General features: G+C 73.4%; 24 protein-coding genes and 1 pseudogene. 8 read left to right on the forward strand and 17 right to left on the reverse strand.

What is annotated here, in order from left to right; genetic code table 11:
* Positions 1–8: 8 nt before the first annotated feature.
* Positions 9–359 carry a histidine triad nucleotide-binding protein gene (locus tag MRQ36_RS06085; RefSeq protein WP_242793649.1) on the reverse strand — a complete coding sequence of 117 codons (351 nt, stop codon included), beginning with the start codon at positions 357–359 and terminating at the stop codon, positions 9–11.
* Positions 360–452: 93 nt separating this feature from the next.
* Between MRQ36_RS06085 and MRQ36_RS06090 the strand changes: the two genes are divergently transcribed.
* The gene (locus MRQ36_RS06090) at positions 453–1,214 is read left to right on the forward strand and encodes an SDR family NAD(P)-dependent oxidoreductase (RefSeq protein WP_242793651.1); all 762 of its coding nucleotides are present in this window, start codon (positions 453–455) and stop codon (positions 1,212–1,214) included.
* Between the two features lie 74 nt (positions 1,215–1,288).
* On the opposite strand, the gene MRQ36_RS06095 is transcribed toward MRQ36_RS06090, so the two are convergent.
* From MRQ36_RS06095 to hrcA, 3 genes are all read right to left on the reverse strand, one after another.
* On the reverse strand, positions 1,289–2,023 hold the full coding sequence (locus MRQ36_RS06095) for a 16S rRNA (uracil(1498)-N(3))-methyltransferase (RefSeq protein WP_242793653.1): 735 nt from the start codon (positions 2,021–2,023) through the stop codon (positions 1,289–1,291).
* Position 2,024: 1 nt separating this feature from the next.
* On the reverse strand, positions 2,025–3,170 hold the full coding sequence (gene dnaJ, locus MRQ36_RS06100) for a molecular chaperone DnaJ (protein WP_242800869.1): 1,146 nt from the start codon (positions 3,168–3,170) through the stop codon (positions 2,025–2,027).
* Between the two features lie 73 nt (positions 3,171–3,243).
* Positions 3,244–4,266, reverse strand: a complete 1,023-nt coding sequence (gene hrcA, locus MRQ36_RS06105; protein ID WP_242793655.1) for a heat-inducible transcriptional repressor HrcA — start codon at positions 4,264–4,266, stop codon at positions 3,244–3,246.
* Between the two features lie 196 nt (positions 4,267–4,462).
* Here hrcA and MRQ36_RS06110 point away from each other — a divergent pair, with 196 nt between their 5' ends.
* Positions 4,463–5,065, forward strand: a complete 603-nt coding sequence (locus MRQ36_RS06110) for a DUF4870 domain-containing protein (RefSeq protein ID WP_242793657.1) — start codon at positions 4,463–4,465, stop codon at positions 5,063–5,065.
* A 44-nt stretch (positions 5,066–5,109) separates the two neighbouring features.
* Here the strand turns inward: MRQ36_RS06110 and hemW are convergent, their stop codons facing one another.
* Positions 5,110–6,333 carry a radical SAM family heme chaperone HemW gene (hemW, locus tag MRQ36_RS06115; protein ID WP_242793659.1) on the reverse strand — a complete coding sequence of 408 codons (1,224 nt, stop codon included), beginning with the start codon at positions 6,331–6,333 and terminating at the stop codon, positions 5,110–5,112.
* A gap of 19 nt (positions 6,334–6,352) precedes the next feature.
* Here hemW and MRQ36_RS06120 point away from each other — a divergent pair, with 19 nt between their 5' ends.
* Together MRQ36_RS06120 and MRQ36_RS06125 are read left to right on the forward strand one after the other, a co-directional pair.
* Positions 6,353–7,162, forward strand: a complete 810-nt coding sequence (locus MRQ36_RS06120; protein WP_242793661.1) for an enoyl-CoA hydratase-related protein — start codon at positions 6,353–6,355, stop codon at positions 7,160–7,162.
* A 173-nt stretch (positions 7,163–7,335) separates the two neighbouring features.
* On the forward strand, positions 7,336–8,196 hold the full coding sequence (locus MRQ36_RS06125; protein WP_242793663.1) for a hypothetical protein: 861 nt from the start codon (positions 7,336–7,338) through the stop codon (positions 8,194–8,196).
* Here MRQ36_RS06125 and MRQ36_RS06130 read toward each other — a convergent pair.
* Positions 8,193–8,852, reverse strand: a complete 660-nt coding sequence (locus tag MRQ36_RS06130; protein ID WP_242793665.1) for an MOSC domain-containing protein — start codon at positions 8,850–8,852, stop codon at positions 8,193–8,195. The genes MRQ36_RS06125 and MRQ36_RS06130 overlap by 4 nt on opposite strands.
* 122 nt (positions 8,853–8,974) lie before the next feature.
* Between MRQ36_RS06130 and MRQ36_RS06135 the strand changes: the two genes are divergently transcribed.
* Both MRQ36_RS06135 and MRQ36_RS06140 read left to right on the forward strand, forming a co-directional pair.
* Positions 8,975–9,454 (forward strand): hypothetical protein, encoded by a 480-nt coding sequence (locus MRQ36_RS06135; RefSeq protein WP_242793667.1) that lies wholly within the window; start codon positions 8,975–8,977, stop codon positions 9,452–9,454.
* Positions 9,451–9,768 carry a transcriptional regulator gene (locus tag MRQ36_RS06140; protein ID WP_242793669.1) on the forward strand — a complete coding sequence of 106 codons (318 nt, stop codon included), beginning with the start codon at positions 9,451–9,453 and terminating at the stop codon, positions 9,766–9,768. The genes MRQ36_RS06135 and MRQ36_RS06140 overlap by 4 nt, the downstream gene beginning before the upstream one ends.
* Positions 9,769–9,798: 30 nt before the next feature.
* Here MRQ36_RS06140 and MRQ36_RS06145 read toward each other — a convergent pair whose 3' ends face one another.
* From MRQ36_RS06145 to MRQ36_RS06175, 7 genes are all read right to left on the reverse strand, one after another.
* A complete protein-coding gene (locus MRQ36_RS06145) occupies positions 9,799–10,629 on the reverse strand; it encodes a carbohydrate ABC transporter permease (RefSeq protein ID WP_242793671.1) in 831 nt (276 codons plus the stop codon).
* Positions 10,626–11,612, reverse strand: coding sequence for a carbohydrate ABC transporter permease (locus MRQ36_RS06150; protein ID WP_242793673.1), 987 nt, complete (start codon positions 11,610–11,612; stop codon positions 10,626–10,628). The genes MRQ36_RS06145 and MRQ36_RS06150 overlap by 4 nt, the downstream gene beginning before the upstream one ends.
* Positions 11,609–12,901: a sugar ABC transporter substrate-binding protein gene (locus MRQ36_RS06155; protein ID WP_242793675.1), complete on the reverse strand. Its 1,293-nt coding sequence runs from the start codon at positions 12,899–12,901 to the stop codon at positions 11,609–11,611. The genes MRQ36_RS06150 and MRQ36_RS06155 overlap by 4 nt, the downstream gene beginning before the upstream one ends.
* Before the next feature lie 234 nt (positions 12,902–13,135).
* Positions 13,136–13,420 carry a GlsB/YeaQ/YmgE family stress response membrane protein gene (locus MRQ36_RS06160; protein WP_089013026.1) on the reverse strand — a complete coding sequence of 95 codons (285 nt, stop codon included), beginning with the start codon at positions 13,418–13,420 and terminating at the stop codon, positions 13,136–13,138.
* Between the two features lie 337 nt (positions 13,421–13,757).
* Positions 13,758–13,895, reverse strand: a complete 138-nt coding sequence (locus tag MRQ36_RS34345; RefSeq protein ID WP_374249907.1) for an MYXO-CTERM sorting domain-containing protein — start codon at positions 13,893–13,895, stop codon at positions 13,758–13,760.
* 472 nt (positions 13,896–14,367) lie between these two features.
* Positions 14,368–16,245: a translation elongation factor 4 gene (gene lepA, locus MRQ36_RS06170; protein ID WP_242793679.1), complete on the reverse strand. Its 1,878-nt coding sequence runs from the start codon at positions 16,243–16,245 to the stop codon at positions 14,368–14,370.
* A gap of 150 nt (positions 16,246–16,395) precedes the next feature.
* Positions 16,396–16,929, reverse strand: coding sequence for a DUF4240 domain-containing protein (locus MRQ36_RS06175; protein ID WP_242793682.1), 534 nt, complete (start codon positions 16,927–16,929; stop codon positions 16,396–16,398).
* Between MRQ36_RS06175 and MRQ36_RS06180 the strand changes: the two genes are divergently transcribed.
* Positions 16,928–18,052, forward strand: a complete 1,125-nt coding sequence (locus MRQ36_RS06180; RefSeq protein ID WP_374249908.1) for a phosphotransferase — start codon at positions 16,928–16,930, stop codon at positions 18,050–18,052. The two genes, MRQ36_RS06175 and MRQ36_RS06180, sit on opposite strands and share 2 nt — an antisense overlap.
* Positions 18,053–18,197: 145 nt before the next feature.
* Positions 18,198–18,464 (forward strand): 30S ribosomal protein S20, encoded by a 267-nt coding sequence (gene rpsT, locus MRQ36_RS06185; RefSeq protein ID WP_242793685.1) that lies wholly within the window; start codon positions 18,198–18,200, stop codon positions 18,462–18,464.
* Between the two features lie 232 nt (positions 18,465–18,696).
* Here the strand turns inward: rpsT and MRQ36_RS06190 are convergent, their stop codons facing one another.
* From MRQ36_RS06190 to MRQ36_RS06205, 4 genes and pseudogenes are all read right to left on the reverse strand, one after another.
* Positions 18,697–19,161 (reverse strand): hypothetical protein, encoded by a 465-nt coding sequence (locus tag MRQ36_RS06190; protein ID WP_242793686.1) that lies wholly within the window; start codon positions 19,159–19,161, stop codon positions 18,697–18,699.
* Entirely contained in the window at positions 19,158–20,138 is a 981-nt protein-coding gene (holA, locus tag MRQ36_RS06195; protein ID WP_242793692.1) for a DNA polymerase III subunit delta, read from the reverse strand. Before holA ends, MRQ36_RS06190 begins: the two co-directional genes overlap by 4 nt.
* Positions 20,139–20,262: 124 nt before the next feature.
* Positions 20,263–22,643, reverse strand: a pseudogene (locus tag MRQ36_RS06200) (ComEC/Rec2 family competence protein).
* 113 nt (positions 22,644–22,756) lie between these two features.
* Entirely contained in the window at positions 22,757–23,590 is an 834-nt protein-coding gene (locus MRQ36_RS06205; protein WP_242793693.1) for a ComEA family DNA-binding protein, read from the reverse strand.
* Positions 23,591–23,623: the final 33 nt, after the last annotated feature.

Genomic DNA, 23,623 nt, shown 5'->3' on the forward strand with positions numbered 1-23,623 from the left:
GGGCCGCGTCAGCGGCAGAGCATCGGGCCGAGCGGCGCGCCGCCGAGCAGGTGCGCGTGCACGTGGAAGACCTCCTGGCCGCCGTACGGGCCGGTGTTGAACATCAGCCGGAACCCGTCGACGGTCAGCCCCTCCTCCTCGGCCACGAGGGCGGCGGTGGCGAGCACCTCGCCGGCCAGGCCGGGATCGCCCTGGGCGAGGGTCGCCACGTCGGCGTAGTGCTCCTTCGGGATGACCAGCACGTGGGTGGGCGCCTTGGGGTCGATGTCCCGGAAGGCGAGGGTCGTGGCGGTCTCCCGCACGACGGTGGCCGGGATCTCTCCCGCGACGATCCGGCAGAACAGGCAGTCGGTTCCCATCCGGGCAGTGTAAGGAAGGGCCCCCTGTTAACGCCTTCTGCATAGTAAGGGGCCCTTGTTAACGCCGTGCCGGGCTGCGGCAGGATGGCGGCCATGGCGGGACGGGCGGTACTGGTGACGGGGGCCTCGCGCGGCATCGGCAGCGCGGTGGCGAGGGTGTTCGCGGCGGGCGGGGACCGCGTGGCGGTGCACCACCGCGACTCCGCCGAGCTGGCCGAACGGGTACGCGCCGACCTGCCCGGCGACGGGCACGTGGTGGTCCGCGCCGACCTCGCCGACCCGGACGCCGTCCGGGCGATGGTGGACGAGGCCGCCGAGCGCCTCGGCGGGCTGGACGTGCTGGTCAACAACGCCGGTGTCTACGGCCCCCGGGAGCTGCCGCACCCGGTCTTCGGCAACACCTACGAGCAGTGGCGCGAGCAGTGGCGGCTGGTGCTGGAGACCAACCTCACCGGCGCCGCCAACGTCACCTGGTGCGCCGCCCAGCACATGCGCGAGCGGGGCGGCCGGATCGTCAACGTCTCCTCGCGGGGTGCCTTCCGGGGCGAGCCGGAGCAGCCCGCGTACGGGGCGAGCAAGGCGGGGCTGAACGCGCTCGGTCAGTCGCTGGCCCTGGCCCTGGCCCCGTACGGCATCGCGGTGGCCACGGTCGCCCCCGGCTTCGTCGAGACCGACATGACCACCACCCACCTGGCCGGCGAGCGGGGCGACGCGATCCGCGCCCAGAGCCCCTTCAACCGGGTGGCCCGCCCGGCGGAGATCGCCGCCGCCGTGCACTGGCTGGCCAGCCCCGAGGCCGAGTGGGCCTCGGGCACCATCGTCGACCTCAACGGCGCCTCCTACCTGCGCAGCTGACGCCGCAGGGGCACGCTTCCGCCGGCGGCTCCGGGCACGCCGGCGAGGGGCCCGGAGACGACGGACCCCGCGGGCTACCAGCGGTCGAGGCGGGCGGAGAGGACGCTCAGGGCGGCGACGCCGGCCGTGGAGGTACGCAGCACCGACGGGCCCAGCCGGACGGGGCGGGCACCGGCCTCCCGGAAGGCGGCAAGCTCGGCCGGCGCGATCCCGCCCTCGGGGCCGACCACCAGGACGATCTCCCCCGTCGCGGGCAGCTCGGCGGTGGTCAGCCGCTCCTCGGCCTCCTCGTGCAGCACGAACGCGGTGGCGGCCCCGGCGATCCGCCGGACCACGGTGCGGGTGGACTCGTCGGGCGCACCGGCCACCACCGGCAGCCACGCCCGGCGGGCCTGCTTGGCCGCCTCCCGGGCGGTGGCGGCCCACTTCTCCCGGGCCCGTACGCCCCGCTCACCGCGCCACTGCGCCACCGAGCGGGACGCCGCCCAGGGCACGATCTCGTCCACGCCGACCTCGGTCATCGCCTGCACGGCCAGCTCGCCCCGGTCACCCTTGGCGATGCCCTGCACCACCACGAGCCGCGGGACGGACGCGTCGACGTACCCCCGAGAGGTGAGCCGGACGTCGAGGGTGCCCTTGCCGGCGGCGGTGACCACGGCGGCGGCCGTGCCACCCCGCCCGTCGGCGAGGAGCAGCTCCTCGCCGACGCGCAGCCGCTGCACGTCGGCGGCGTGGTGCCCCTCGGGACCGTCCAGGGTCAGCGTGTCACCGGTGGGCAGCGCCTCGACCAGGAACAGCGGCGCCGACACCTCAGGGGTGCCCGTTGAAGGCGTCGCGCATCCGGGAGAAGAAGCCACCCTGCTTGGTCAGCTCGGCGACCTCCTCGCCCCGGGTCTTGGCGAAGTCGCGCAGCATCTTCTCCTGGTCGGCGTCGAGCTTCGTCGGGGTCCGCACGTCCAGGTGGACATAGAGGTCACCCCGGCCGGTGCCGCGCAGGTGCGGTACGCCCCGGGCGCGCAGCCGCAGCGTGCTGCCCGGCTGGGTGCCGGCCTTGACGTCGACCGTCTCCTCGCTGTCGAGGGTCTTGATGGTCAGCCGGGTGCCGAGCGCGGCGGCGGTCATCGGCACGGTGACCCGGCAGTGCAGGTCGTCGCCCTTGCGGGAGTAGACGTCGTGCGGCCGCTCGTGGATCTCCACGTAGAGGTCGCCGGCCGTGCCGCCGCCCGGGCCCACCTCACCCTGCTGGGCCAGCCGGATCCGCATGCCGTCCTCGACCCCGGCCGGGATCTTGACGGTCAGCGAGCGGCGGGTCCGCACCCGGCCGTCACCGGCGCAGGTCGGGCAGGGGTGCGGGATGGTGGTGCCGTAGCCCTGGCAGACCGTGCAGGGCCGGGCGGAGACCACCTGGCCGAGGAAGGTCCGCTGCACCGACTGCACCTCGCCCCGGCCGCCGCACGCCTCGCAGGTGGCCAGGTGGGTGCCGGCCGCGGTGCCGGCGCCGGAGCAGGTGGTGCAGAGCACCGCGGTGTCGACGGTGATCGGCGCCTCGACGCCGAACGCGGTCTCGTGCAGGTCCAGCTCCAGCCGCAGGATCGCGTCCGCGCCCGGCCGGGTCCGTGGACGGGGCCCCCGGGCACCGCCGGCCGCCCCGCCGAAGAAGGCGTCCATGATGTCCTGGAAACCGACGAAGGGTCCCGCGCCGCCCGGTCCCCCGGGGCCGCCGGCACCGCCGCCGCCCGGGGCGAGCGGGTCGCCACCCAGGTCGACGATCTGCCGCTTCCGGTCGTCCGAGAGGACCTCGTACGCCGCGTTGATGTCCTTGAACTTCTCCTGTGCCTCCGGGTCCGGATTGACGTCCGGGTGGAACTGCCGCGCCAGCTTGCGGTAGGCGCGCTTGATCTCGTCGTCGGAGGCCTCCCGGTTCACACCGAGAATGCCGTAGTAGTCCCTGGCCACTGCGTTCCGTGTCCTCATGTTCGTCTCGCGTTGCACCGGTCGTCGGCCGGAGCCGGCCGTCGGCCCTGACTGGTCAGTTCTGGGCCAGCAGCTCGCCCACGTAGCGTGCCACGGCCCTCACCGTGGCGATCGTGCCGGGGTAGTCCATCCGGGTGGGACCCAGCACACCCAGGCCGCCGAGGGCGGTCGAGCCCGGGCCGTACCCGGTGCTGACCACCGAGGCGGCCCGCAGGTTGTCGATCTCGTTCTCGTCGCCGATCAGCACCCGGGTGGTGGTGGACTCCGCCTCGCCGATCAGCTTGAGCATCACCACCTCCTCCTCCAGCGCCTCCAGGATGGGGCGCAGCGAGCCCTGGAAGTCGAGCAGTCCACCCCGGGTGAGGTTGGCGGTGCCGGCCAGCGCGATGCGCTCCTCGTGCCGCTCGACGAGGGTCTCCAGCAGCACGGTCGACAGCGTGGTCATCGCCCCGCGCAGGTGCGGCACGGCCTCGTCGACCAGCGCCTGGACCAGCGGCGGGGTCTCCGACAGGCGGCTGCCGACCAGCTTCTCGTTGACCAGCCGGCGCAGGTCGGTGACGTCGTCGGCGGGGATCGGCGCGGGCAGCTCGACCAGCCGCTGCTCGACCCGCCCGGTGTCCGCGATCATGACCAGCATCAGCCGGGTGGTGGAGATCGGCACCAGCTCCAGGTGACGCACCGAGGAACGGGCCAGCGACGGGTACTGCACGACGGCGACCTGGCGGGTGAGCTGGGCCAGCAGCCGGACCGTGCGGTGCACCACGTCGTCCAGGTCGACCGCGCCGACCAGGAAGCGTTCGATGGCGCGGCGTTCGGCCGGGCTGAGCGGCTTGACCCGGGACAGCCGGTCGACGAAGAGCCGGTAACCCCGGTCGGTGGGCACCCGGCCGGCACTGGTGTGCGGCTGCCGGATGTAGCCCTCCTCCTCCAGCACCGCCATGTCGTTGCGCACCGTCGCCGGGGAGACGCCGAGCTGGTGGCGCTCGACGAGGGCCCTGCTCCCCACCGGTTCCTGGGTGGCGACGTAGTCCTCGACGATCGCGCGCAGCACGGCGAGCTTGCGGTCGTCGAGACCCATCTCCCACCTCCTGGCGCACTCCTGGCACTCGACTGTAGCGAGTGCCAGTCTACGTCGGTGCCCCCGCCGACGCGATGATCAGCGACGGACCTCCGGTGCGGCACCCCCGACGTCGACACACCAGAGCCGATCAGCCGGACATCCCGGGCGGTGTCGCTCTGGCGCCTGCTTGCCACCGGCCCCTACCGTGGCGTCCATGACTGAACCACCTCGCCCGCCCGGAGCGGGGGACCCCGGCGCCCAGCCGGACCCGACCGCGCCGTACGGCTCGTCGGAGCCACCCACCGCACCACTGTCCGGGGCACCGGGCGGCGCCGGGTATCCCCCGCCCGGTGGCTATCCGCCGCCCACCGGCGGTCAGCCGCCGTCGGGCGGCTACCCCCCGCCGGGCGGCTACCCGCCGCCGAACGCCGGCTACCCGACCGGCGGCGCGTACGGCGCCCCCACCGGCGGCTACGCCAACAACGACGACAAGACCTGGGCCCTGGTCGCGCACTTCGGCGGTGCCGCCGGCGCGCTGATCAGCTTCGGCCCGCTGGGCTTCGTCGCCCCGCTCATCGCCTACCTGGCCCGTGGTCAGCAGTCGCCGACCGTCCGGGCGCACGCCCTGGCCGCGCTGAACTTCCAGATCCTCTGGTCGATCATCGCGTTCGTGCTGCTCTTCGTGAGCTGGTGCCTGCTCTTCCTGCCCAGCATCGCGGTCGTGGTGATCCAGATCCTGTTCGGGATCATCGCCGGCATGAAGGCCAACGAGGGTCAGCCCTACCGCTACCCGATGTCCGCGAACTTCATCAAGTGACACCGGCCCGGCCGGCCCACGGGGTCGGCCGGGTCCCCGGGCGGTCAGGCCAGCAGGTCGCGGACCACCGCGTCGGCCAGCAACCGCCCGCGCAGGGTGAGCACCGCCCGCCCCGCCGCGTGGTCCGGCGCGGCCAGCAGGCCGTCGGCCAGGGCACGGGCCGCAGCCGCCCGGCCCGCGTCGTCCAGCACCGCCAGCGGCAGCCCCGACGCGAGCCGCAGCCGCAGCATCACGTCCTCCATGTGCGCCTCGTCGGGCGTGAGCAGTTCCCGGGCCAGGCCGGGTGACTCCCCCGCCGCCAGGCGCTTCGCGTACGCGGTGGGGTGCTTGACGTTCCACCAGCGGACCCCGCCGACGTGGCTGTGCGCCCCCGGCCCGAGGCCCCACCAGTCGGCACCGGTCCAGTAGAGCAGGTTGTGCCGGCACCGGGCCGCCTCGGAGCGGGCCCAGTTGGACACCTCGTACCAGGAGAAGCCGGCCGCGTCGAGGGCGGCCTCCGCGGCCAGGTAACGGTCCGCCGCCACGTCGTCGGAGGGGTACGGCAGCTCGCCGCGCCGCATCCGCGCCGCGAGCCGGGTGCCGTCCTCCACGATCAGGGCGTACGCGCTGACGTGGTCCACGCCCGCCGCCACCACCTGCGCGAGCGAGGCGGCGAAGTCGTCGGCGCTCTCCCCCGGCGTGCCGTAGATCAGGTCCAGGTTGACGTGGTCGAAGCCGGCCTCCCGGGCTTCCCGGGCGGCCTCGGCGGCCCGGCCGGGGCGGTGCCGGCGGTCGAGCACCGCCAGCACCCCGGGCGCGGCGGACTGCATGCCCAGCGAGATCCGGGTGTAGCCGGCCGCCCGCAGCGTCCGAAGCGACTCGGGCGTGACCGACTCGGGGTTGGCCTCGGTGGTCACCTCGGCGTCGGCGGCCAGCCCCCAGGTGCGGTCGATCCCGTCCAGGATGCGGGCCAGGTCGTCGGCGGACAGCAGGGTCGGCGTGCCGCCGCCGACGAAGACGGTGTCCACCCGCCGCGGCGGGGTGTCGCCGAGCACCCGACCGGCCAGCGCCAGCTCGGCCAGCACCGTGTCGGCGTACGACTCGCGGTCGGCGCCGCCGCCCAGCTCGGCCGAGGTGTAGGTGTTGAAGTCGCAGTAGCCGCAGCGGCTGGCGCAGAACGGCACGTGCACGTACACGCCGAAACCGCGCGCGCCGACCGAGGTCAGGGCGGTGGCGGGCAGCGCACCGTCGACGGGGACGGTCTCGCCATCTGGAAGGACGCCGGGCATGGCCACTAGTGTGCCCGGCATGACCTCTCCGGACGCTCTCGTGCGGGTCGCCACGGCCCGTGGGGTGACCACCCTCACCCTGGACAGCCCGCACAACCGCAACGCGCTCTCCACGCCGCTGATGACCGAGCTGCTGGCCGGGCTGGCCGCCGCGGTCGCCGACGACACCGTCCGGGCGGTCGTGCTGGACCACACCGGCCCGGTCTTCTGCTCCGGTGCCGACCTCAAGGAGACCGCCGCCGCGTACGCCAGCGGGACCGTGCCGGCCGGCATGCTCGGCGACGTCCTGGCGGCGGTGTGGGAGTGCCCGAAGCCGGTGCTGGCGAAGGTGGCCGGGCCGGCCCGGGCCGGCGGGCTGGGCCTGATCGCGGCGGCGGACCTGGCGGTCTGCGCGCAGGAGGCGACGTTCGCGTTCACCGAGGTCCGGATCGGCGTGATCCCGGCGGTCATCTCGGCGACCGTGCTGCCCCGGCTGCACCCACGGGCCGCCGCCGAGCTCTATCTGACCGGCGACACCTTCGACGGCCGGCGGGCCGCCGAGATCGGCCTGGTCACCGCGGCGGTGCCGGCCGACGGGCTGGACGCCGCCGTGGCCCGCTACTGCGACTCCCTGGTACGCGGCGCGCCGGGTGCGCTGACCGGCGCGAAGGAGTTGCTGCGCCGGCCGGCCACCACCGACCTGCGCGCGGAGATCGCCGAGTTGGCAACGCTCTCCACCGGGTACTTCCTCTCCGACGAGGGCCGCGAGGGCGTCCTGGCCTTCCGCGAGAAGCGATTGACTCGATGGGTGGCCGCTCTCGATGGTGGTCGAGGAGAGAGTGCGGGGTAGGAGCGTCGGCGGTCGGCCGGGTGGGAGGTAGGAGGGTCGGCGGCCGGGCGGGCGCGAGGTGGGCGGGTCGGGGCGCGGTCCGCAGCGGGTCGGTGACACTGCGGGAGGGGGCCGGTCGGACGACCCGGACGGTGTGTCGGGGGACGTACTCTTGGCGGACGGTCGAACAGGGGGTGCGGGTGCGAAGTCGGGCAGTCGTGGCAGCCGGCGTGGCGGTGGCGGTCGTCGCCCTCCTCGGGATCTGGTTCGTGGTCCGGCAGCTCGGGCCGCACCTCACCCTGCCCCTGGCCAGCCGCACCTGCACGGTGCAGGCCGACGGCCGGGTGGTGCTCGGCGCGGACCAGATGGCCAACGCGGCCACCATCGCGGCGATCGGCATGCAACGCGGGATGCCCGAGCAGGCCGTGGTCGTGGCGCTGGCCACCGCCTACCAGGAATCGCACCTGAAGAACATCGGCCACGGCGACCGGGACTCGGTGGGGCTGTTCCAGCAGCGGCCGAGCCAGGGCTGGGGCACCGCCGAGCAGATCCAGGACCCGCGCTACGCGGCGGCCCGGTTCTATGCCGCGCTGAAGAAGGTCAAGGGCTGGCAGGGGATGCGGGTCACCGAGGCCGCGCAGCGGGTGCAGCGGTCGGCCTACCCGGAGGCGTACCAGAAGTGGGCCGACGAGTCGCAGGTGCTCACCCGGGCCCTGCTCGGCGACGCGACCGGCGCGGTGGCCTGCACGGTGGGCCCGACGCCGACGATGCGTGGCGCGGCGGCCGCCGCCGCGCTGACCCGCGGTCTCACCCTGGACTGGGGGCTGCCCGAGGCGGCGGCCGACCCGACCGGGCTGGCCGTGCCGGCGTCGGACGCCCGCAACGGCTGGCGGTACGCCCACTGGCTGGTCTCGCACGCCGGCGACCACGGGGTGAAGCGGGTGCGCTTCGGTGACCTGGAGTGGACCGCCCGGCAGGGCACCTGGGCGAAGGCGCGCGGCGACGATCGGGCCGGCACCGGGCAGGTCCTGGCCGAGGTCTTCGCCGACGTCTAGCCGGCGGTCGCCGCCGGGCCAGGGTGGGCGAGCCGACGGCGGGCCTTCTCCCGGATCCGGTCCGGCAGGCCGGGGGCGTCGAGCAGCCGGGGCAGCAGGTCCGGCTCCAGGGTCGTCGCCCGGAACACCTCGCCGATGGTCACCCCGTGCGCGGGGCGCTCCACCACCTCGACCGGGTCGCCCGCGGTGACCTCGCCGGCCCGCAGCACCCGCAGGTAGGCCCCGGGCGCGGCCCGGACGGTGAACCGCTTGATCAGGTCCGGCACCCCCCAGAAGCCGGCGAACGTGGTGCACGGACTGCGCGGCTTGGTGACCTGGAGCAGAGCCGAGCCGACCGCCCACTGCTCGCCGATCACCGCTCCGGTGACGTCGACCGCGTAGGTGGTGAGGTTCTCCCCGAAGGCACCCGGTCGGATCTCGCGGCCGAGTTCGGCCGCCCACCAGCCGGCGTCCTCCTCGGCATAGGCGTAGACGGCCTGGTCGGCGGCGCCGTGGTGGGCCCGCTCGCCGATGAAGTCGCCGGCCACCCCGTCGGGCCGCAGCAGCACCGGGCCGTCGACCGGTCGCTTGTCGATGCCGCTGCGGCCGCTCGCGTCGCCCGCCCACGCCGCCTCGGTCACCGCACCGACGTTCACCGTCACCAGTCTCCCCGCCATGCCGCTCAGCCTAGTCGGCGAGCCAACCGGAATTCGCCCCCGGAAAGTACTTGCCCGATCGGAAAGTGAGGCGTTTACTTTCCAATCAGGCAAGTACTCGTCCCGCCCTCAAGGAGGCTGTCATGCCCGAGCCGGCCGTCTCTCCCGCCGCCGCCGCGGCGGCGCTCACCGAACTCCACGTCCGCCGCGACCAGGCGGTCACCGCCGCCCTGGTGCCCCGCTGGTACTGGGCGGCCGTCGGCGCCCTCATGGTCGCCTTCACCGCCGCCGTCGAGACGCACCGCCCGTGGGTGGTCGCCGTCGGCTCCGTCGGATACGCCGCCGCCCTCGGCGCGCTGATCGCCGTGGTGGTGCGGCGGCACCGCGCGCAGGTACGCACGTCGCTGCTCGGCGCGCGCGGCGCCGTCACCATCGTCGGCTTCGTGTTCGCCCTGGTCGGGCTCGGCCTGGTCACCGGCTTCGCCGCCGCGGCGCTCAACGTCCCCTGGCCGGCGACCACCGGCGCCACGATCACCGGGATCACCATGGCGCTGACCGGGCCCCGGCTGATGCGCTACCTTCGCGGCGTGATGACCGCCCGGCCGATCGGCAGCGGCCGGTGACCGCTCCCCGGTTCGACGAGCTGATCCACGCGCCCACCCGGCTGTCGCTGGTGGGCCTGCTCGCCGCCACCGAATGGGCCGAGTTCCGTTATCTGCGCGACGAGCTCGGGCTCTCCGACTCGGCGCTGTCCAAGCAGCTCAGCGTCCTGGAGCAGGCCGGTTACGTCGAGGTGCGCAAGGGCTTCGTCGGCAAGCGGGCGCGCACCTCGGTGCGGTTGAGCCGGCACGGACGCGGCGCGTTCGACGGCCACGTCGCCGCGCTCCAGGAGATCGTCGCCCGGGCCGGCGCGACCCTGGTCCCGCCCGGGGCCTGACGGGCGGCCGGCGGCCCCCGTCAGGCCCGGTCAGCCCTTGACCGCGCCCGCGACCAGCCCGGAGACCATCCGGCGCTGGACCAGCAGGAAGAAGACGATCACCGGGAGGGTGAAGAGGGTGGACGCCGCCATCACCGAGCCCCAGGCCGTGTCGTCCCGGCCGAAGAAGAACGTCATCGCCACCGGCAGGGTGTAGCGGCTCTGGTCGTTGACGAAGGTCAACGCGAAGATCAGCTCGTTCCAGGCGGTGATGAAGGAGAAGATGCTGGTGGCGACCAGACCGGGCGCGACCAGCGGGAAGAGGATCCGGCGGAAGGTCTGCGCCCGGCTCGCGCCGTCGATCGCCGCCGCCTCCTCCAGCTCCTTCGGCACCGCCGCGACGAAGCCGCGCAGCATCCACACCGCGAACGGCAGCGAGAAACCGAGGTACGTCAGGATCAGGCTGGGCAGGGTGTTGTAGAGCCCGAGCCGCTGGATCATCAGGAAGAGCGGGATGACCAGCGCCTCCAGCGGGATCATCTGCACCACCAGCAGCAGGATCAGGAACGTGGTCCGCAGCCGGAACCGGAAGCGGGCCACCGCCGTCGCGGCGAGCAGCGCCACCAGGCCGCTGAGCAGCACCGTCGACACCGCCACCAGGACGCTGTTGAGGAAGAAGTCGACGAACGTCACGCCCGGGATCAGGTTGCCGGTCAGGATCTCCCGGTAGTGCTCCAGGGTCGGCTGGGCCGGCACCGGACGCGGCGTGCTGGAGAAGATCTCCCGGTTGGGCTTCAGCGAGGTCGCGACCATCCAGTAGACCGGGAAGGCCGCGAAGAGCGCGACCAGCAGGCCCGCGCCGTTGAGGGCGAACTTCTTCACGACTCGTCCTCCTGCCGCAGCACCATGCGGACGTAGACACCGGTCACGACGAGCAGGATCAGGGTCAGGATGACCGCGATCGACGCGCCCAGGCCGTACTTGGGCGGCGGCGAGAACGCCTCCGCGTACGAGTAGATGGAGAGCATGAAGGTCGAGCGGTCCTGGGTGCCGCCGGCCAGGACGAACTGCTGGGTGAAGACCTTGAAGTCCCAGATGGTGGAGAGCACCACCAGGATGCCGAAGACCGGCCGCAGCATCGGGAAGGTGACCGACCAGAAGACCCGCCACGGGCCGGCGCCGTCGACCCGGGCCGCCTCCTGCAACTCGCTCGGTACGCTCTTCAGCCCGGCCAGCACACTGACGGCGATGAACGGGAACGAGTGCCAGACCACCACCAGGGTGAGGATGGAGAAGAACAGCAGCGGGTCGTTGAACCAGCCGTAGCCGGTCCAGTCGCTGCGCCCGAAGAGGCTGGTGGAGAGGCCGTCGGGCAGCTTGTTGAACAACCAGGTGACCAGCCCACTGGTGTCGTCGAAGATCCACTTCCAGACGATGGTGCCGGTCAGCGCCGGGGTGGCCCAGGCCAGCATGACGCAGCTGGCGACGAAGGTGGCCATCCGCTTGCCGAGCCGGTTGAGCAGCAGCCCGACCAGGGTGCCCAGGATCATCGTCAGCACCACGTTGGCCGCGGCGAAGAGCACGGTGTTGCGCAGCACCGTACGGAAGAACGGGTCACCGAGGATCTGGGCGTAGTTGTCCAGGCCCACCCAGGGCCACTCGCGGTCGCCGCGCAGCTGGCGGACGCTGTTGAGCTTGAAGAACGACATGCCGACGACTTCGCCGAGGGGCCACAGCAGCAGCACCCCGATGATCACCAGGCAGGGCAGCAGGAGCAGGTACGGGAGGCGGTCGACGCGGGGCCGCCGCCGCGCGGGGGTCTCCCGCGCGGCGGCCGTCCCGGTGCTCTCGGTCAGGACACTCACTTGGCGTTGAGGATGCTTTCCATCTCGGTGGCCGCGTCGGCGGTGGCCTTCTCGACCGTCTTCTGCCCCTTGATCACCGAGCTGTTCATCGCCTGGGTCACCGTCTTGGTCCGGCTCACCTCGACCCACTTCGGGGTCAGCGGCGTCAGCTTGGTGTTCTGCATGCTGGTCGCGAAGGCGGCCATCACCTTGTCGTTGGCGTAGTTCCCGCCGCTGACCAGGTCCTGGTAGACCGGGAAGAAGTTCAGGCTGCTGGCGAACTCCTGGTCCTTCTGCTTGCTCAGCAGCACGGTCAGGTAGTCCCAGGCCAGGTCCTGCCGCTTGCTGTCCTTCCAGAGCGCGATGTCGGAGCCGCCGGCGAAGGCGGGCGCCGGCTTGCCGTCCGGACCGGGGATGGGGAACGTGCCCCACACCTTCTCGATGTCCGGGTTGTCCTTCTTCATCGCGCCGCCCTGCCAGCTGCCGGCGAAGGCCATCGCGGCCTTACCGGTGGCGAACTGGGTCCGGGCGTCGACCTCGTTCCAGCCGGCGGCGGCCGGCGGGGCGACCTTGTGCACGGTCACCAGATCGGTCCAGAACTTGACGGCCTTCTGGGCCTCCGGCGTGTTGTAGCCGGACTTCCAGGTGTCGCCGTCCTTGGTGGCGATCTCCGCGCCGGCACCCCAGAGGAAGGAGTAGAACGGCAGCTCGGAGTTGCCGGGCAGGGCGATGCCGTAGGTGCCGGGCTTCTTGGCCTGGACGGTCTTCGCGGCGGTGACCAGCTCGTCCCAGGTCGTCGGCGGCTTCACGCCGGCCTCGGCGAACCAGTCGGTGCGGTAGTAGATGGCCCGCACGCCGGCGTACCACGGGACGCCGTACTGCTTGCCGTCGAGCTGGGCGTTCTGCACCAGGCCGGGGAGGATGTCCTTCCCCTCGGACCAGCCCTTGAACTTGTCGGTCACGTCGGCGAGCGCCTCCTGCGCCGCCCAGCCCTGGGTCTCGGTGTTGCCCAGTTCGGTCACGTCCGGTCCCTCACCGCCGGCGAGCGCCGCCTGGAACTTCTTCGGCGCCTCGAGCCAGGGGATGTACTGGACGACCACGTCGGTCTCCGGGTGCTTCTTCTTGAACTCGGTCTCGACACCGTCGAGGAACTTCGTCTGGGCGTCACCCCCCTCGCCCATCATCCAGACCGTCAACTTGCTGTTGTCGGCGGCCTTGTCGTCATCACCGGAGCCACCGCAACCGGCGAGCACCATCGCGGCCGAGGCCACGATGGCGGTGACCGGAGCCAGCCGCTTCCACCTGTTCACGCCATATCTCCCTCGGGCCGTTTGGCACTAACCTTCTCCGCCGCACCTTAGTAGGAAAAATTCCTTTACGACAGGGGGAGGCGGCGACGACCGGGCGAGGCGACCGTATCGCAGCCGCCAGGGGCGCGGGCAAGGGTGCTTTACCGGCCGACCGAGGGCGTTTCGGGCAGCACGAAACGACGCGGGCGCCCGACCGTGGAGGTCGGACGCCCGCGTCGGTGGTTCAGGGGTGCGTCAGTAGCGCGAGACGCTCCGGCGGCGACCCACACCGGCCACCAGGGCCACGGCGATGGCGGCGAAGAGGACCTGCAGGAGCAGCTCCCGCCAGTCGATGCCGGCGGTGTCGGCGAAGCCGGACGCACGGGCGACGATGGTGCCGAGCAGAGCGGCGCCGACGCCGATCAGCATGTGCAGCCACATCGGCATGTTCTGGCGGCCCGGCACGACCAAACGGCCCAGAGCGCCGACGATGAGACCAACGATGAGCGCGGTGATGATGCCCCAGACGGTGAGCTCCACGGTCGCTCCTCCTCCTCAGATGTTTTCACACGATCTGTGTGGTTGCTGTCGTGACCGCTAAGTTCCCGACCCGCAGAAAATCCAAACCGACTCCGGTGACGAACTACGCAACAAGTCTGTGACCAGCACTGTCATCGCTCCCACGGGAGCCCCGCACCACCCGCACGGCATCGAACCACTCGAATCCCGTGCCAGCGCGGGCATCGATGTCGCCCACCGCCTCCCAGCCTCCCGAGGCGCCGCGGAGGACGGCAATCGCCCCGGGACCGACGACGGGCCCGGGGCGGAACGCGAAACGGGCGCCCGACCGTGGAGGTCGGACGCCCGCGTCAGCGGTTCAGGGTGCGTCAGTGGTGCGTGACGCTCCGGCGGCGACCCACACCGGCCACCAGGGCCACGGCGATGGCGGCGAAGAGGACCTGCAGGAGCAGCTCCCGCCAGTCGATGCCGGCGGTGTCGGCGAAGCCGGACGCACGGGCGACGATGGTGCCGAGCAGAGCGGCGCCGACGCCGATCAGCATGTGCAGCCACATCGGCATGTTCTGGCGGCCCGGCACGACCAGGCGACCCAGAGCGCCGACGATGAGACCAACGATGAGCGCGGTGATGATGCCCCAGACGGTGAGCTCCACGGTCGCTCCTCCTCCTCAGATGTTTTCACACGATCTGTGTGGTTGCTGTCGTGACCGCTGAGTTCCCGACGCGCCGAAAATCCAAACCGACTCGACGCCCGGGACGGTCCCGGATGTCGATGCCCGGCCACCGCGTCGATTGACCCTGTCGCGCGAAAACAGCAGGTGGAGAGCATTCCGGCCACGCCCGGGGCAGGGCCGCCGAGCCAAGAAAAAATTCTCCGCGTACGCGAGGAAAAAGCCGGCGCCCCGCCGGTGCGGACCGGTCGGTCCGCTCCGGGCGGGGCGCCCTCGGCCGGGATCACCCGGCGGCGGTCACTTCTTGCCGGCGGCCTTGCCGTCGCCGGAGTCGGAGGAGAGCGCGGCGATGAAGGCCTCCTGGGGGACCTCCACCCGGCCCACCATCTTCATCCGCTTCTTGCCTTCCTTCTGCTTCTCCAGCAGCTTGCGCTTCCGGCTGATGTCACCGCCGTAGCACTTGGCGAGCACGTCCTTGCGGATCGCCCGGATGGTCTCCCGGGCGATCACCCGGCTGCCGATGGCCGCCTGGATCGGCACCTCGAACTGCTGGCGCGGGATCAGGTTGCGCAGCTTGGCCGCGATGGTGACCCCGTAGTTGTACGCCTTGTCCTTGTGCACGATGGCGCTGAACGCGTCCACCGGCTCGCCGTGCAGCAGGATGTCCACCTTCACCAGTTCGGACGCCTGCTCGCCGGAGGGCTCGTAGTCCAGCGAGGCGTAGCCCTTGGTACGACTCTTCAACTGGTCGAAGAAGTCGAAGATGATCTCCGCGAGGGGCAGCGTGTAGCGCAGCTCCACCCGGTCCGCGGAGAGGTAGTCCATGCCGAGCAGGCTGCCCCGGCGGCCCTGGCACAGCTCCATCACCGCGCCGACGTAGTCGTTCGGGGTGAGCACGGTGGCCCGCACGACCGGCTCGTACACCTCGGCGATCTTGCCGGTCGGGTACTCGCTCGGGTTGGTCACCACGATCTCCTGGCCGTCCTCGGTGATGGCCCGGTAGACCACGTTCGGCGCGGTGGAAATCAGGTCGAGGTTGTACTCCCGCTCCAGCCGCTCCCGGATGATCTCCAGGTGCAGCAGGCCGAGGAAGCCGCAGCGGAAGCCGAAGCCGAGCGCCCCGGACGTCTCCGGCTCGTAGTCGAGCGCGGCGTCGTTGAGCTTGAGCTTGTCCAGCGCCTCCCGCAGGTTCGGGTAGTCCGACCCGTCGATCGGATAGAGGCCGGAATAGACCATCGGCTTCGGGTCCTTGTAGCCGCCCAACGCCTCCTTGGCCGGGTTGCCGTTGATGGTGACCGTGTCACCGACCCGGGACTGGCGGACGTCCTTCACGCCGGTGATCAGGTAGCCCACCTCGCCGACGCCGAGCCCGTCGGCCTTCACCATCTCCGGGGAGATGACGCCGATCTCCAGCAGTTCGTGCACCGCGCCGGTGGACATCATCTTGATCCGGTCCCGGGCGCTGATCCGGCCGTCGACCACCCGGACGTAGGTGACCACGCCCCGGTAGACGTCGTACACCGAGTCGAAGATCATCGCGCGGGCCGGAGAGCCGGCCTCGCCGGTGGGCGGGACGAACTGCCGGACGATCTCGTCCAGCAGATGGGGCACGCCCTCGCCGGTCTTGCCGGAGACCCTGATGCAGTCCGCCGGGTCGCCACCGATCAGGTGGGCCAACTCCTCGGCGTACTTCTCCGGCTGGGCGGCGGGCAGGTCGATCTTGTTGAGCACCGGAATGATGCGCAGGTCGTTCTCGAGCGCCAGATAGAGGTTGGCCAGCGTCTGCGCCTCGATCCCCTGCGCGGCGTCCACCAGCAGGATCGCGCCCTCGCAGGCGGCCAGCGAGCGGGACACCTCATAGGTGAAGTCGACGTGACCCGGGGTGTCGATCATGTTGAGCACGGCCTGCTCGCCGGCCCGGTCACCCTCGCGGATGGTCCACGGCATGCGGACGGCCTGGCTCTTGATGGTGATGCCGCGCTCGCGCTCGATGTCCATCCGGTCGAGGTACTGCGCGCGCATCTGCCGGGGGTCGACCACGCCGGTGAGCTGCAGCATCCGGTCGGCCAGCGTCGACTTTCCGTGGTCGATGTGGGCGATGATGCCGAAGTTCCTGATGCGCGCCGGGTCGGTGGCACCAGGAGCGTTCGCGCCGGGATCGAGCGTCGGTGGCACAGCGGTCCGTTCTGGTCGGCTGACGTGAGCGGGCCGACGCGTCGCCGGCCCCCTCTATGCTCCCACGTCGCCCGCGACGCGGTCCGATCACTCCTGGGGTGCGGGGCCGGTCACCCCCGCCGGGGCCCGGTCACCCTGCGGCGGCTCCGGTCACTCCGCCGGCGGCTCGACGAAGAGCGCCGCGAGCTTCGGCAGCCGGCGACGGGCTTCCTCCTCGTCGTCGAAGTCCCAGAAGTCGTTGAGGTCCGGCACTTTCACCGGGTCGCGGTCCGCCGGGAGATCGGTCGCGGTGGCCTTCCGGTACGCGTCCCAGGGCACCGACAGCATCTCCTCGCACTCGAACTCCTCGCCGCTGAGCGCGGCGGCCCGGACCTGGGGCAGCTCCGCGAGGGCGTCGGGATTCCGGACGGCCTGCGCGAGGACGGCCCGCCCCTGGGTCATCAGCCAGCCCCGGAAGTACTCGAAGCCGTCGTCGGAGGCGCCACCGTTGATCAGGTAGGCCGCGCCCCACAGGTCGACGGTGTAGGAGGCGGCGAGGACGCGCTGCTGGTGGTGGGCGTACCCGAGGATCTCCTCCGGGGGCAGCTCGGCGAGCAGGGCGACCGCCCGGGCGGCGACCGCCCCCGGTTCGCCCGCCCCGGTCCGGGCGCGGTCGATCAACTGCCAGAAGTCGTCGGTCCTCATGGCTCGCCAGTCTGGCAGAGCACACCGACAGTCGACCCGCTCGCCGGGCCGACGGCCGGTCGGGCGGCACCGGCCGGTCGGGCGGCACCGGCCGGTCGGGCGGCACCGGCCGGTGCCGGTCCGGCAGCATGGGCCGGTGGCCGACATCTCGCTGCCCCCGGTGCCGTACGACGCGACGGCGCTGCGCCCGGACTGGGGCACGCTCCCGGCCACCCTGCGCGCCGCCGTCGCCGCCCGCCTCGGCGCCCCGCCGACGGTGGTCCGGGTCGCCACCGCCGGGTTCACCCGGGGCTTCGCCGGGGTGCTGGAGAGCGCCGACGGCACCCGGGTGTTCCTCAAGGCCGCGTCCCTGGCCGACCAGCGGCACCTCGCCGACTGGTACTTCCGGGAGGCGCAGATCCTGGCCCGGCTCCCCACCGGCCTCCCCGTGCCCCGGCCGCGCTGGGCGCTCGCCGAGGCCGACTGGTACGCGGTCTGCCTCGACGCCGTCGACGGTCGGACCCCCCCGCTGCCCTGGGACCCGGCGGCGCTGACCGCCACCCTCGCCGCGTATGCCGAGGTGGCCGCCGCGCTCGCCGGACCGCCCCCGGAGCTGGTGGCGCTGGGGCTGCCGCACCTCGCCGACCTGGCCCGCGACGACATCCTCCGGTGGGGCGGGGTGGCCGCCGGCCGGGAACCGACGCCGCCGCTGCCGGCCTGGGTGCCCGCCCGGCTGCCCGAGCTGGTCGCCCTGGAGTCCCGCCTCCCCCGGTACGCGGCCACCGCCCCCGGGCTGGTCCACTGCGACCTGCGGGTGGACAACGTGCTCGTCGACGCGGGCGGCCGGGCGTGGATCTGCGACTGGAACTGGCTCTGCCACGGGCCGGCCTGGTTCGACCTGGCCGGCCTGCTGATCACCGCGTACGCCAGCGGCCTCGACGCGGATGCCGCCTTCGCCACCCACCCGGCGGTCGCCGGCGCACCCCTGGACGCCCTGGACGTGACGCTGGCCGCGCTGGCCGGTTACTACCTGACCAGTGCCGCCGCCGGAGCTTCCGACGCCTCCCCGCACATCCGCCCGCACCAGCGGTGGAGCGGCGAACAGGCCCTGGCGTGGCTGGCCGCCCGGCAGGGCTGGCGCTGAGCGGTTCCGGCCCGTCCGGGCCGACCTCGCGCCAGGCGTTTTGGCTCGTCCCGGCGGACCTGGTAACCTGGCTCTTCGCGCGGCGATGGACCATGCTCGTCGTGCGGAAGCAGACCAAACCGAGCTATCAAGACGAGGCTGTCGCGTGGCGAACATCAAGTCCCAGATCAAGCGCAACCGGCAGAACGAGAAGCGCCGGCTGCGTAACAAGTCGGTCAAGTCGTCGCTGAAGACCGCCATCCGCAAGTTCAACGAGGCTGCCGAGGCTGGCGACGCCGAGAAGGCCACCGTGCTGATGCGGGATGCCGCCAAGAAGCTGGACAAGGCTGCCAGCAAGGGCGTCATCCACGCCAACCAGGCGGCCAACCGGAAGTCGGCGATCGCCAAGCGCGTCGCTTCCTTCTCGGCCTGACGGAGGCCCACAGACCTGACCGGAAGCCCCGGGGCACACCCCGGGGCTTCCGGCTGTCTGCATTTCCCGGACGCCCGCCGTTCTCCCGGCCGGCTGTTCTTCCGTCGGCCGCGGCTCCAGCTGCCTGCTCCTCGGGGCGGCTGCGGCAGGGGTGCGGTCAGGTGGCTACCGACTTGACGACATTGATGAATCACCGCAACGGGTGACCGACGTCGGAGATCGACGTCCCGGGTCAGGGCAGCGGGTCGTGGTACGGGGCCGGTCGCCAGTCGTTGTACCGGACCGGACGATCGTCGGGGCGGGCGGACCGCAGCACCGGTTCGGCGCCCAGCACGATGCCGGGCAGCGCCCGGGACGGCACCCGGGCCCGGCCGACCACCGGCTCCACCTGCCGGCGGAACCGGTCGCGTTCCTGCTCCGGCACCAGCGCGGCGGTGCGGAACACCAGCTCGGCGACCATGTCGTTGAGCTTCACCATCACCGCCACCGCCACCGGCAGCACCAGCACCGCCCACCAGCTCACCAGCTCGGCGAGGGCGAGCAGCACGGCCAACGCCACCGACCCCTCGAAGAAGAGGAAGCAGAGCACGCCGCCCGGGTTGACGAAGCGCAGCCCGAGGAGCCGGGCGTAGAGCGGACGGTGCCGTTCCTCCTCGGCGGCGACGGTGGCCCAGGCCGCGCGGGGCGTTCCGGTCACCGGGCGCCACCGGCCCGGGCCGCGGCGACCGAGAAGACCGCCCGCTCCAGCGCGTACGCCCGGTCGTCCGCGCCGCCCTTGACGGCCGCGTTGCACTCGGCGGCGACCCGCATCGCCTGCACCAGCCCCTCCGGCGTCCAGCCCCGGCCCTGCCGCTGGGCCCGCTCGATCTTCCAGGCGGGCATGCCGAGGCTGCTGGCGAGCTGGTACGGACTGCCTCGGCCGGCGGACGCGACCCGGGCCACCGTACGGACCCCGTCGGCGAGGGCGTCGGCGATCGGGACCGGGTCGACGCCGACGTGCAGCGCCCAGCGCAGCGCCTCCAGAGCGGCGGGAACGTCGCCGACCATCGTCGCGTCGGCGACCGTGAAGCCGGTCACCTCCACCCGGCCCCGGTAGTAGCGGGAGACGGTCTCCGCCCCGATCCGGCCGTCGGTGTCGGCGACGAGTTGCGAGCAGGCCGCAGCCAGCTCGCGCAGGTCGGTGCCGACCGCGGCGATCAGCGCCTCGGCGGCATCCTCGGTGCAGGTGCCGCCGCTGCGGCGGACCTCGTCCCGGACGAAGGCGACCCGCTCCCGGTGCCCCTTGAGCTTCGCCGCCGGCACCACGGTCGCGCCGGCCGCCTTGAGGCCGTCCGCGAACGCCTTCCCCTTGGCGCCGCCGAGGTGCAACACGACGAGCTGCACCTCGGGGTCGGGGTTCTTCGCGTACGCCAGCAGGGCGGCGACCAGGTCCTTGCGGGCGTCCTGGCCGGCCCGGAGCACGAGCACCCGGCGCCCGCCGAAGAGCGACGGGCTGAGCATCTCGGCGATCTCGCCCACCGCCAGCGTCCCGCCCTGGTATTCCCGCACGTCCACGTCCGGGTCGACGGCGCGTACCCGGGCGACGGCGTCGGCCACCGCGCGCGTGGCGAGCAGCTCCTCATCGCCGAGGACGAGCAGAATGGGAGGCAGGCTGACGGGGGTCACGCCGCCCATATTCGCACGGCCTGCGGCGCTGTCGTGCCTGCTCATCGGTGACTGTGACGGCACAGCCCGCACTCAGCGCAAATCCAGACATTTATCTCGATCCCCCTTCTATGCGAGCAATAACCTCGGCCGTTCACGGCTGTCGGCCCGGCCGGGTGCCGCGGACCACCACCGCCAGTCCGCGCCGGTCCCGTACCGCCGCCAGGTCCCCCTGGGTGTCGGTACGCAGCACCCGCGCCCCGTTGCGACCCAGTCGGGCCAGCAGACCGGGATTGGGATGCCCATAGTCGTTGTCCACACCGACCGACACCAGGGCCACCGTCGGCCGGACCGCGTCCAGGAACTCCGGATCCTGATACGCCGAGCCGTGGTGGGCGACCTTCAGCACGTCGGCCCGGAACGCCCCGGGCGGCCCGGAATCCAGCAGGGCCCGCTGTTCCTCGGTCTCGGCATCACCGGCCAGCAGGATCCGCACCCCGGCCACGGTCGCGGCCAGCACCAGCGAGTTGTTGTTCGGGTCCGACCGGCTGCCCCGCAGCGGGTACGGCGGCCCGAGCAGCAGCAACTCCACTCCCCCGGCCCGCCACCGCCAGCCCACCGACGCCGTCCCGAGCGGGGCGGCGCCGGCGGCGGCGGCGGACCGGACCTGGGCCGATCCGAAGGCCGGCTCGTCCCAACCGGGGGTGAGCACACCGGCCACCCGCCGGCCCCGGAAGACCCCGGCGATCCCGCCCACGTGGTCGGCGTGGAAATGGCTGACCACCAGCAGCGCCACCTCCCGCACGCCGAGCCGGCGCAGGCAGCCGTCCACGGCGGCCGGGTCGGGTCCGGCGTCCACCACCACCGCCCGGCCACCGGCCACCGGCAGCACCAGGGCGTCGCCCTGGCCCACCGCGCAGGCCACCACCAGCCAGCCCGGCGGGGGCCAACCACCGGCCAGCAGCCGGACGGGCAGCGTACCGAGCACCACCGCGACGGCGAGGGCGGCGACCAGCCGCCGGACCACCGGCCGGCGGAGCGCGATCAGCAGCGCCACCGTGAGCGCCGCGAGCAGCAGGGCCCCGGCACCCCACCCGGCCAGGGCAGGGTGCCGGCCGGCAGTTGGGCCCCCTGCCGCGCCACGGTCACCAGCCACCACGCCGGCCAACTGGCCAGCCAGGCGGCGAACTCGGCGCCGGCCGGCCAGACCGGCGACACGACCGCGGCGGCCACCCCGAGCACGGTGGCCGGTGCGATGGCCGGCACCACCAGCAGGTTCGCCGGCACGGCGACCAAACTCACCGTCCCGGAGATCCCCGCGACCACCGGACCACAGGTCAGCTGCGCGGCCGCCGGCACCGCCAGCGCCTCGGCCAGCCCGGCCGGTACGCCCCGCCGCCGCAGCCCGTCGCGCCACGCGGGAGCCAGCAGCAACAGCCCGGCGGTGGCCAGTACGGAGAGGGCGAATCCGGCGTCCCCGGCCAGCTCGGGGTCGACCAGCACCAGCGCGACCACCGCGGCGCAGAGGGCGGGCAGGGCCGCGCGGGGACGGCCGGCGGCGAGCGCGGCCAGCCCGATCGCGCCCATGGTGGCGGCACGCACCACGCTGGGCGAGGGTCGGACCAGGACGACGAAGCCGACCAGGGCGAGCCCGCAGCAGCCGGCGGCCAGCCAGGGACCGGCCCGGGCCCAGCGGGCGGCCAGCAGCACCGCGCCGACGACGATCGCCACGTTCGAGCCCGAGACGGCGTTCAGGTGGGTCATGCCGGTGGCCCGGAAGTCCTCCTCCACGGCGGGTGTGAGCCGGCTGGTGTCGCCGACGACCAGGCCGGGCAGCAGGCCACCCCGGTCCTCGGGCAGCGGCGCGCAGGCCCGTTGCAGGCCGGTACGCAGCGCACCGGCGGCACGCTGGAGCCAGGGCGCGGACCCGTGCCGGACCGGTGGACCGGTCACCGTCAACACGGCGGCGGTCAGGTCACCGCCGCGCGGCGCGGACAGCCGACCCTCGGCGCGTACCCGCTGGCCGGGCAGCAGGCCGCGCCAGGCCGGGTCCTTCGTCAGCAGCAGCACCCGGGCCGGTCCGCTCACCCGGGGACCGTCGCGTGGGGTCAGGCCGACCAGGTCGGCGGCGACGAGCACCATCGCCGGTCGACCGGCGGCGCCCCGTACCGGGCGGGGATCGTCGCGCAGGACCAGGTCGGCGCTGACCACGGCCCGCTCGTCGACCAGGGCCCGGATCGGGGCGGCGTCCCGGACGGCCAGCCGGGCGGCGGTGGCGGTCGCGCCGCAGACCACGCCGAGCAGCACCGCGACGGCGACCCAGCCGTACCGGCGGACGAGGGTGGTGGGCCGGCCGAGCCGGCCGGTCAGGTGCCCGGCGGCCAGCGCGGCGAGGCCGGCGGCCACGCCGGCCAGCCCGGCCGCCGCCGACGGGCTCAGGTGCAGCCCGGCGAGGGCGGCGAGCCAGGCGGCCACCGCGAGACCGGCCAGCCGCAGGTCCGGTACGGCCGCCGACGTCGCCCCGCCACCCGGTATCGGCGCAGACCAGGAGTGGTCATCACCTGCGACGGCTGGGCCCACGTCGCCTGAGGCAGGTCGCGTCGGCCGGCCCGTCGCCGCACCGGGGTCGGGCCGCGCCGGTCGGGTGCTCACACCGTCACCAGTTCCTTGAGCTGTTCGTAGCGGGCGTCGCCGATCCCCTCGACCTGGCGCAGGTCGGCCACCGACCGGAAGGGGCCGTGCTGCTCGCGGTGAGCGAGGATGCGCTGGGCGAGCACCGGGCCGACGCCGGGCAGCGCGTCGAGCTGGGCCAGGGTGGCGGTGTTCAGGTTCACCGGGCCACCGGGGACGGCTCCCTCCCCCGCCGCTCCGGCCGGCGCCCCGGGCGGTGCTCCGGCGGGGGCGGGTGGGGCGGTCGCGCCGACCACCACCAGCTCACCGTCGGTGACCTTACGGGCGGGGTTGAGCAGGGCGGTGTCGACCCCGGGCAGGGCGCCACCGGCCGCCTCGATGGCGTCGGCGACCCGGGCACCGGCCGGCAGCCGGACCAGTCCGGGACGGCGTACCTTGCCGGCGACGGCGACCACGAGTTGGGCGCTGCTGCTCGCGGCGGCGGAGCCAGCCGCCGCGGGCTCCGGGAGCGCGCTGGCGGCGGCGGTGGCGACCGGGCTGACCGGCTCGGCGTGCGGCCGGGAGCGCCACGCCCAGAGGCCGGCCCCGAGCGCCACGACGGCGGCGACCACGGCCAGCGCCCGTACGCCCCGCCGGCCGGGATCGAACGCACCCGGCCCGGGCAGCCGGGACGGCGCGGCGGGCGACGGCTCCTCGACCTCGGCGGCGGTCGTCCGCGCGGGCGCGGCAGCTTGGGGGGCGGCACGGGCCGGTCGCCGTTCCACCTCGCGGGGTGGGCCGACAGCGCTCCCAGCCGCCTGGAACAGGCCGGACAGCCGCTGCCGCACCGTGGTTTCCTCGTCGTCGGGCACGGCGCGAGGCTAGGTGGACGAGAGGGCCGTGGC

Source organism: Micromonospora sp. R77 (assembly GCF_022747945.1).
In the GTDB taxonomy this organism is placed as follows: Bacteria; Actinomycetota; Actinomycetes; order Mycobacteriales; family Micromonosporaceae; genus Micromonospora.

Excerpts from the sequence above, each read along its gene's own strand:
- MRQ36_RS06085 (WP_242793649.1), bottom strand. The coding sequence starts at position 359 with ATGGGAACCGACTGCCTGTTCTGCCGGATCGTCGCGGGAGAGATCCCG.
- MRQ36_RS06090 (WP_242793651.1), top strand. The coding sequence starts at position 453 with ATGGCGGGACGGGCGGTACTGGTGACGGGGGCCTCGCGCGGCATCGGC.
- hrcA (WP_242793655.1), bottom strand. The coding sequence starts at position 4,266 with ATGGGTCTCGACGACCGCAAGCTCGCCGTGCTGCGCGCGATCGTCGAG.
- MRQ36_RS06110 (WP_242793657.1), top strand. The coding sequence starts at position 4,463 with ATGACTGAACCACCTCGCCCGCCCGGAGCGGGGGACCCCGGCGCCCAG.
- hemW (WP_242793659.1), bottom strand. The coding sequence starts at position 6,333 with ATGCCCGGCGTCCTTCCAGATGGCGAGACCGTCCCCGTCGACGGTGCG.
- MRQ36_RS06120 (WP_242793661.1), top strand. The coding sequence starts at position 6,353 with ATGACCTCTCCGGACGCTCTCGTGCGGGTCGCCACGGCCCGTGGGGTG.
- MRQ36_RS06130 (WP_242793665.1), bottom strand. The coding sequence starts at position 8,852 with ATGGCGGGGAGACTGGTGACGGTGAACGTCGGTGCGGTGACCGAGGCG.
- MRQ36_RS06135 (WP_242793667.1), top strand. The coding sequence starts at position 8,975 with ATGCCCGAGCCGGCCGTCTCTCCCGCCGCCGCCGCGGCGGCGCTCACC.
- MRQ36_RS06180 (WP_374249908.1), top strand. The coding sequence starts at position 16,928 with ATGGCTCGCCAGTCTGGCAGAGCACACCGACAGTCGACCCGCTCGCCG.
- MRQ36_RS06175 (WP_242793682.1), bottom strand. The coding sequence starts at position 16,929 with ATGAGGACCGACGACTTCTGGCAGTTGATCGACCGCGCCCGGACCGGG.
- holA (WP_242793692.1), bottom strand. The coding sequence starts at position 20,138 with ATGGGCGGCGTGACCCCCGTCAGCCTGCCTCCCATTCTGCTCGTCCTC.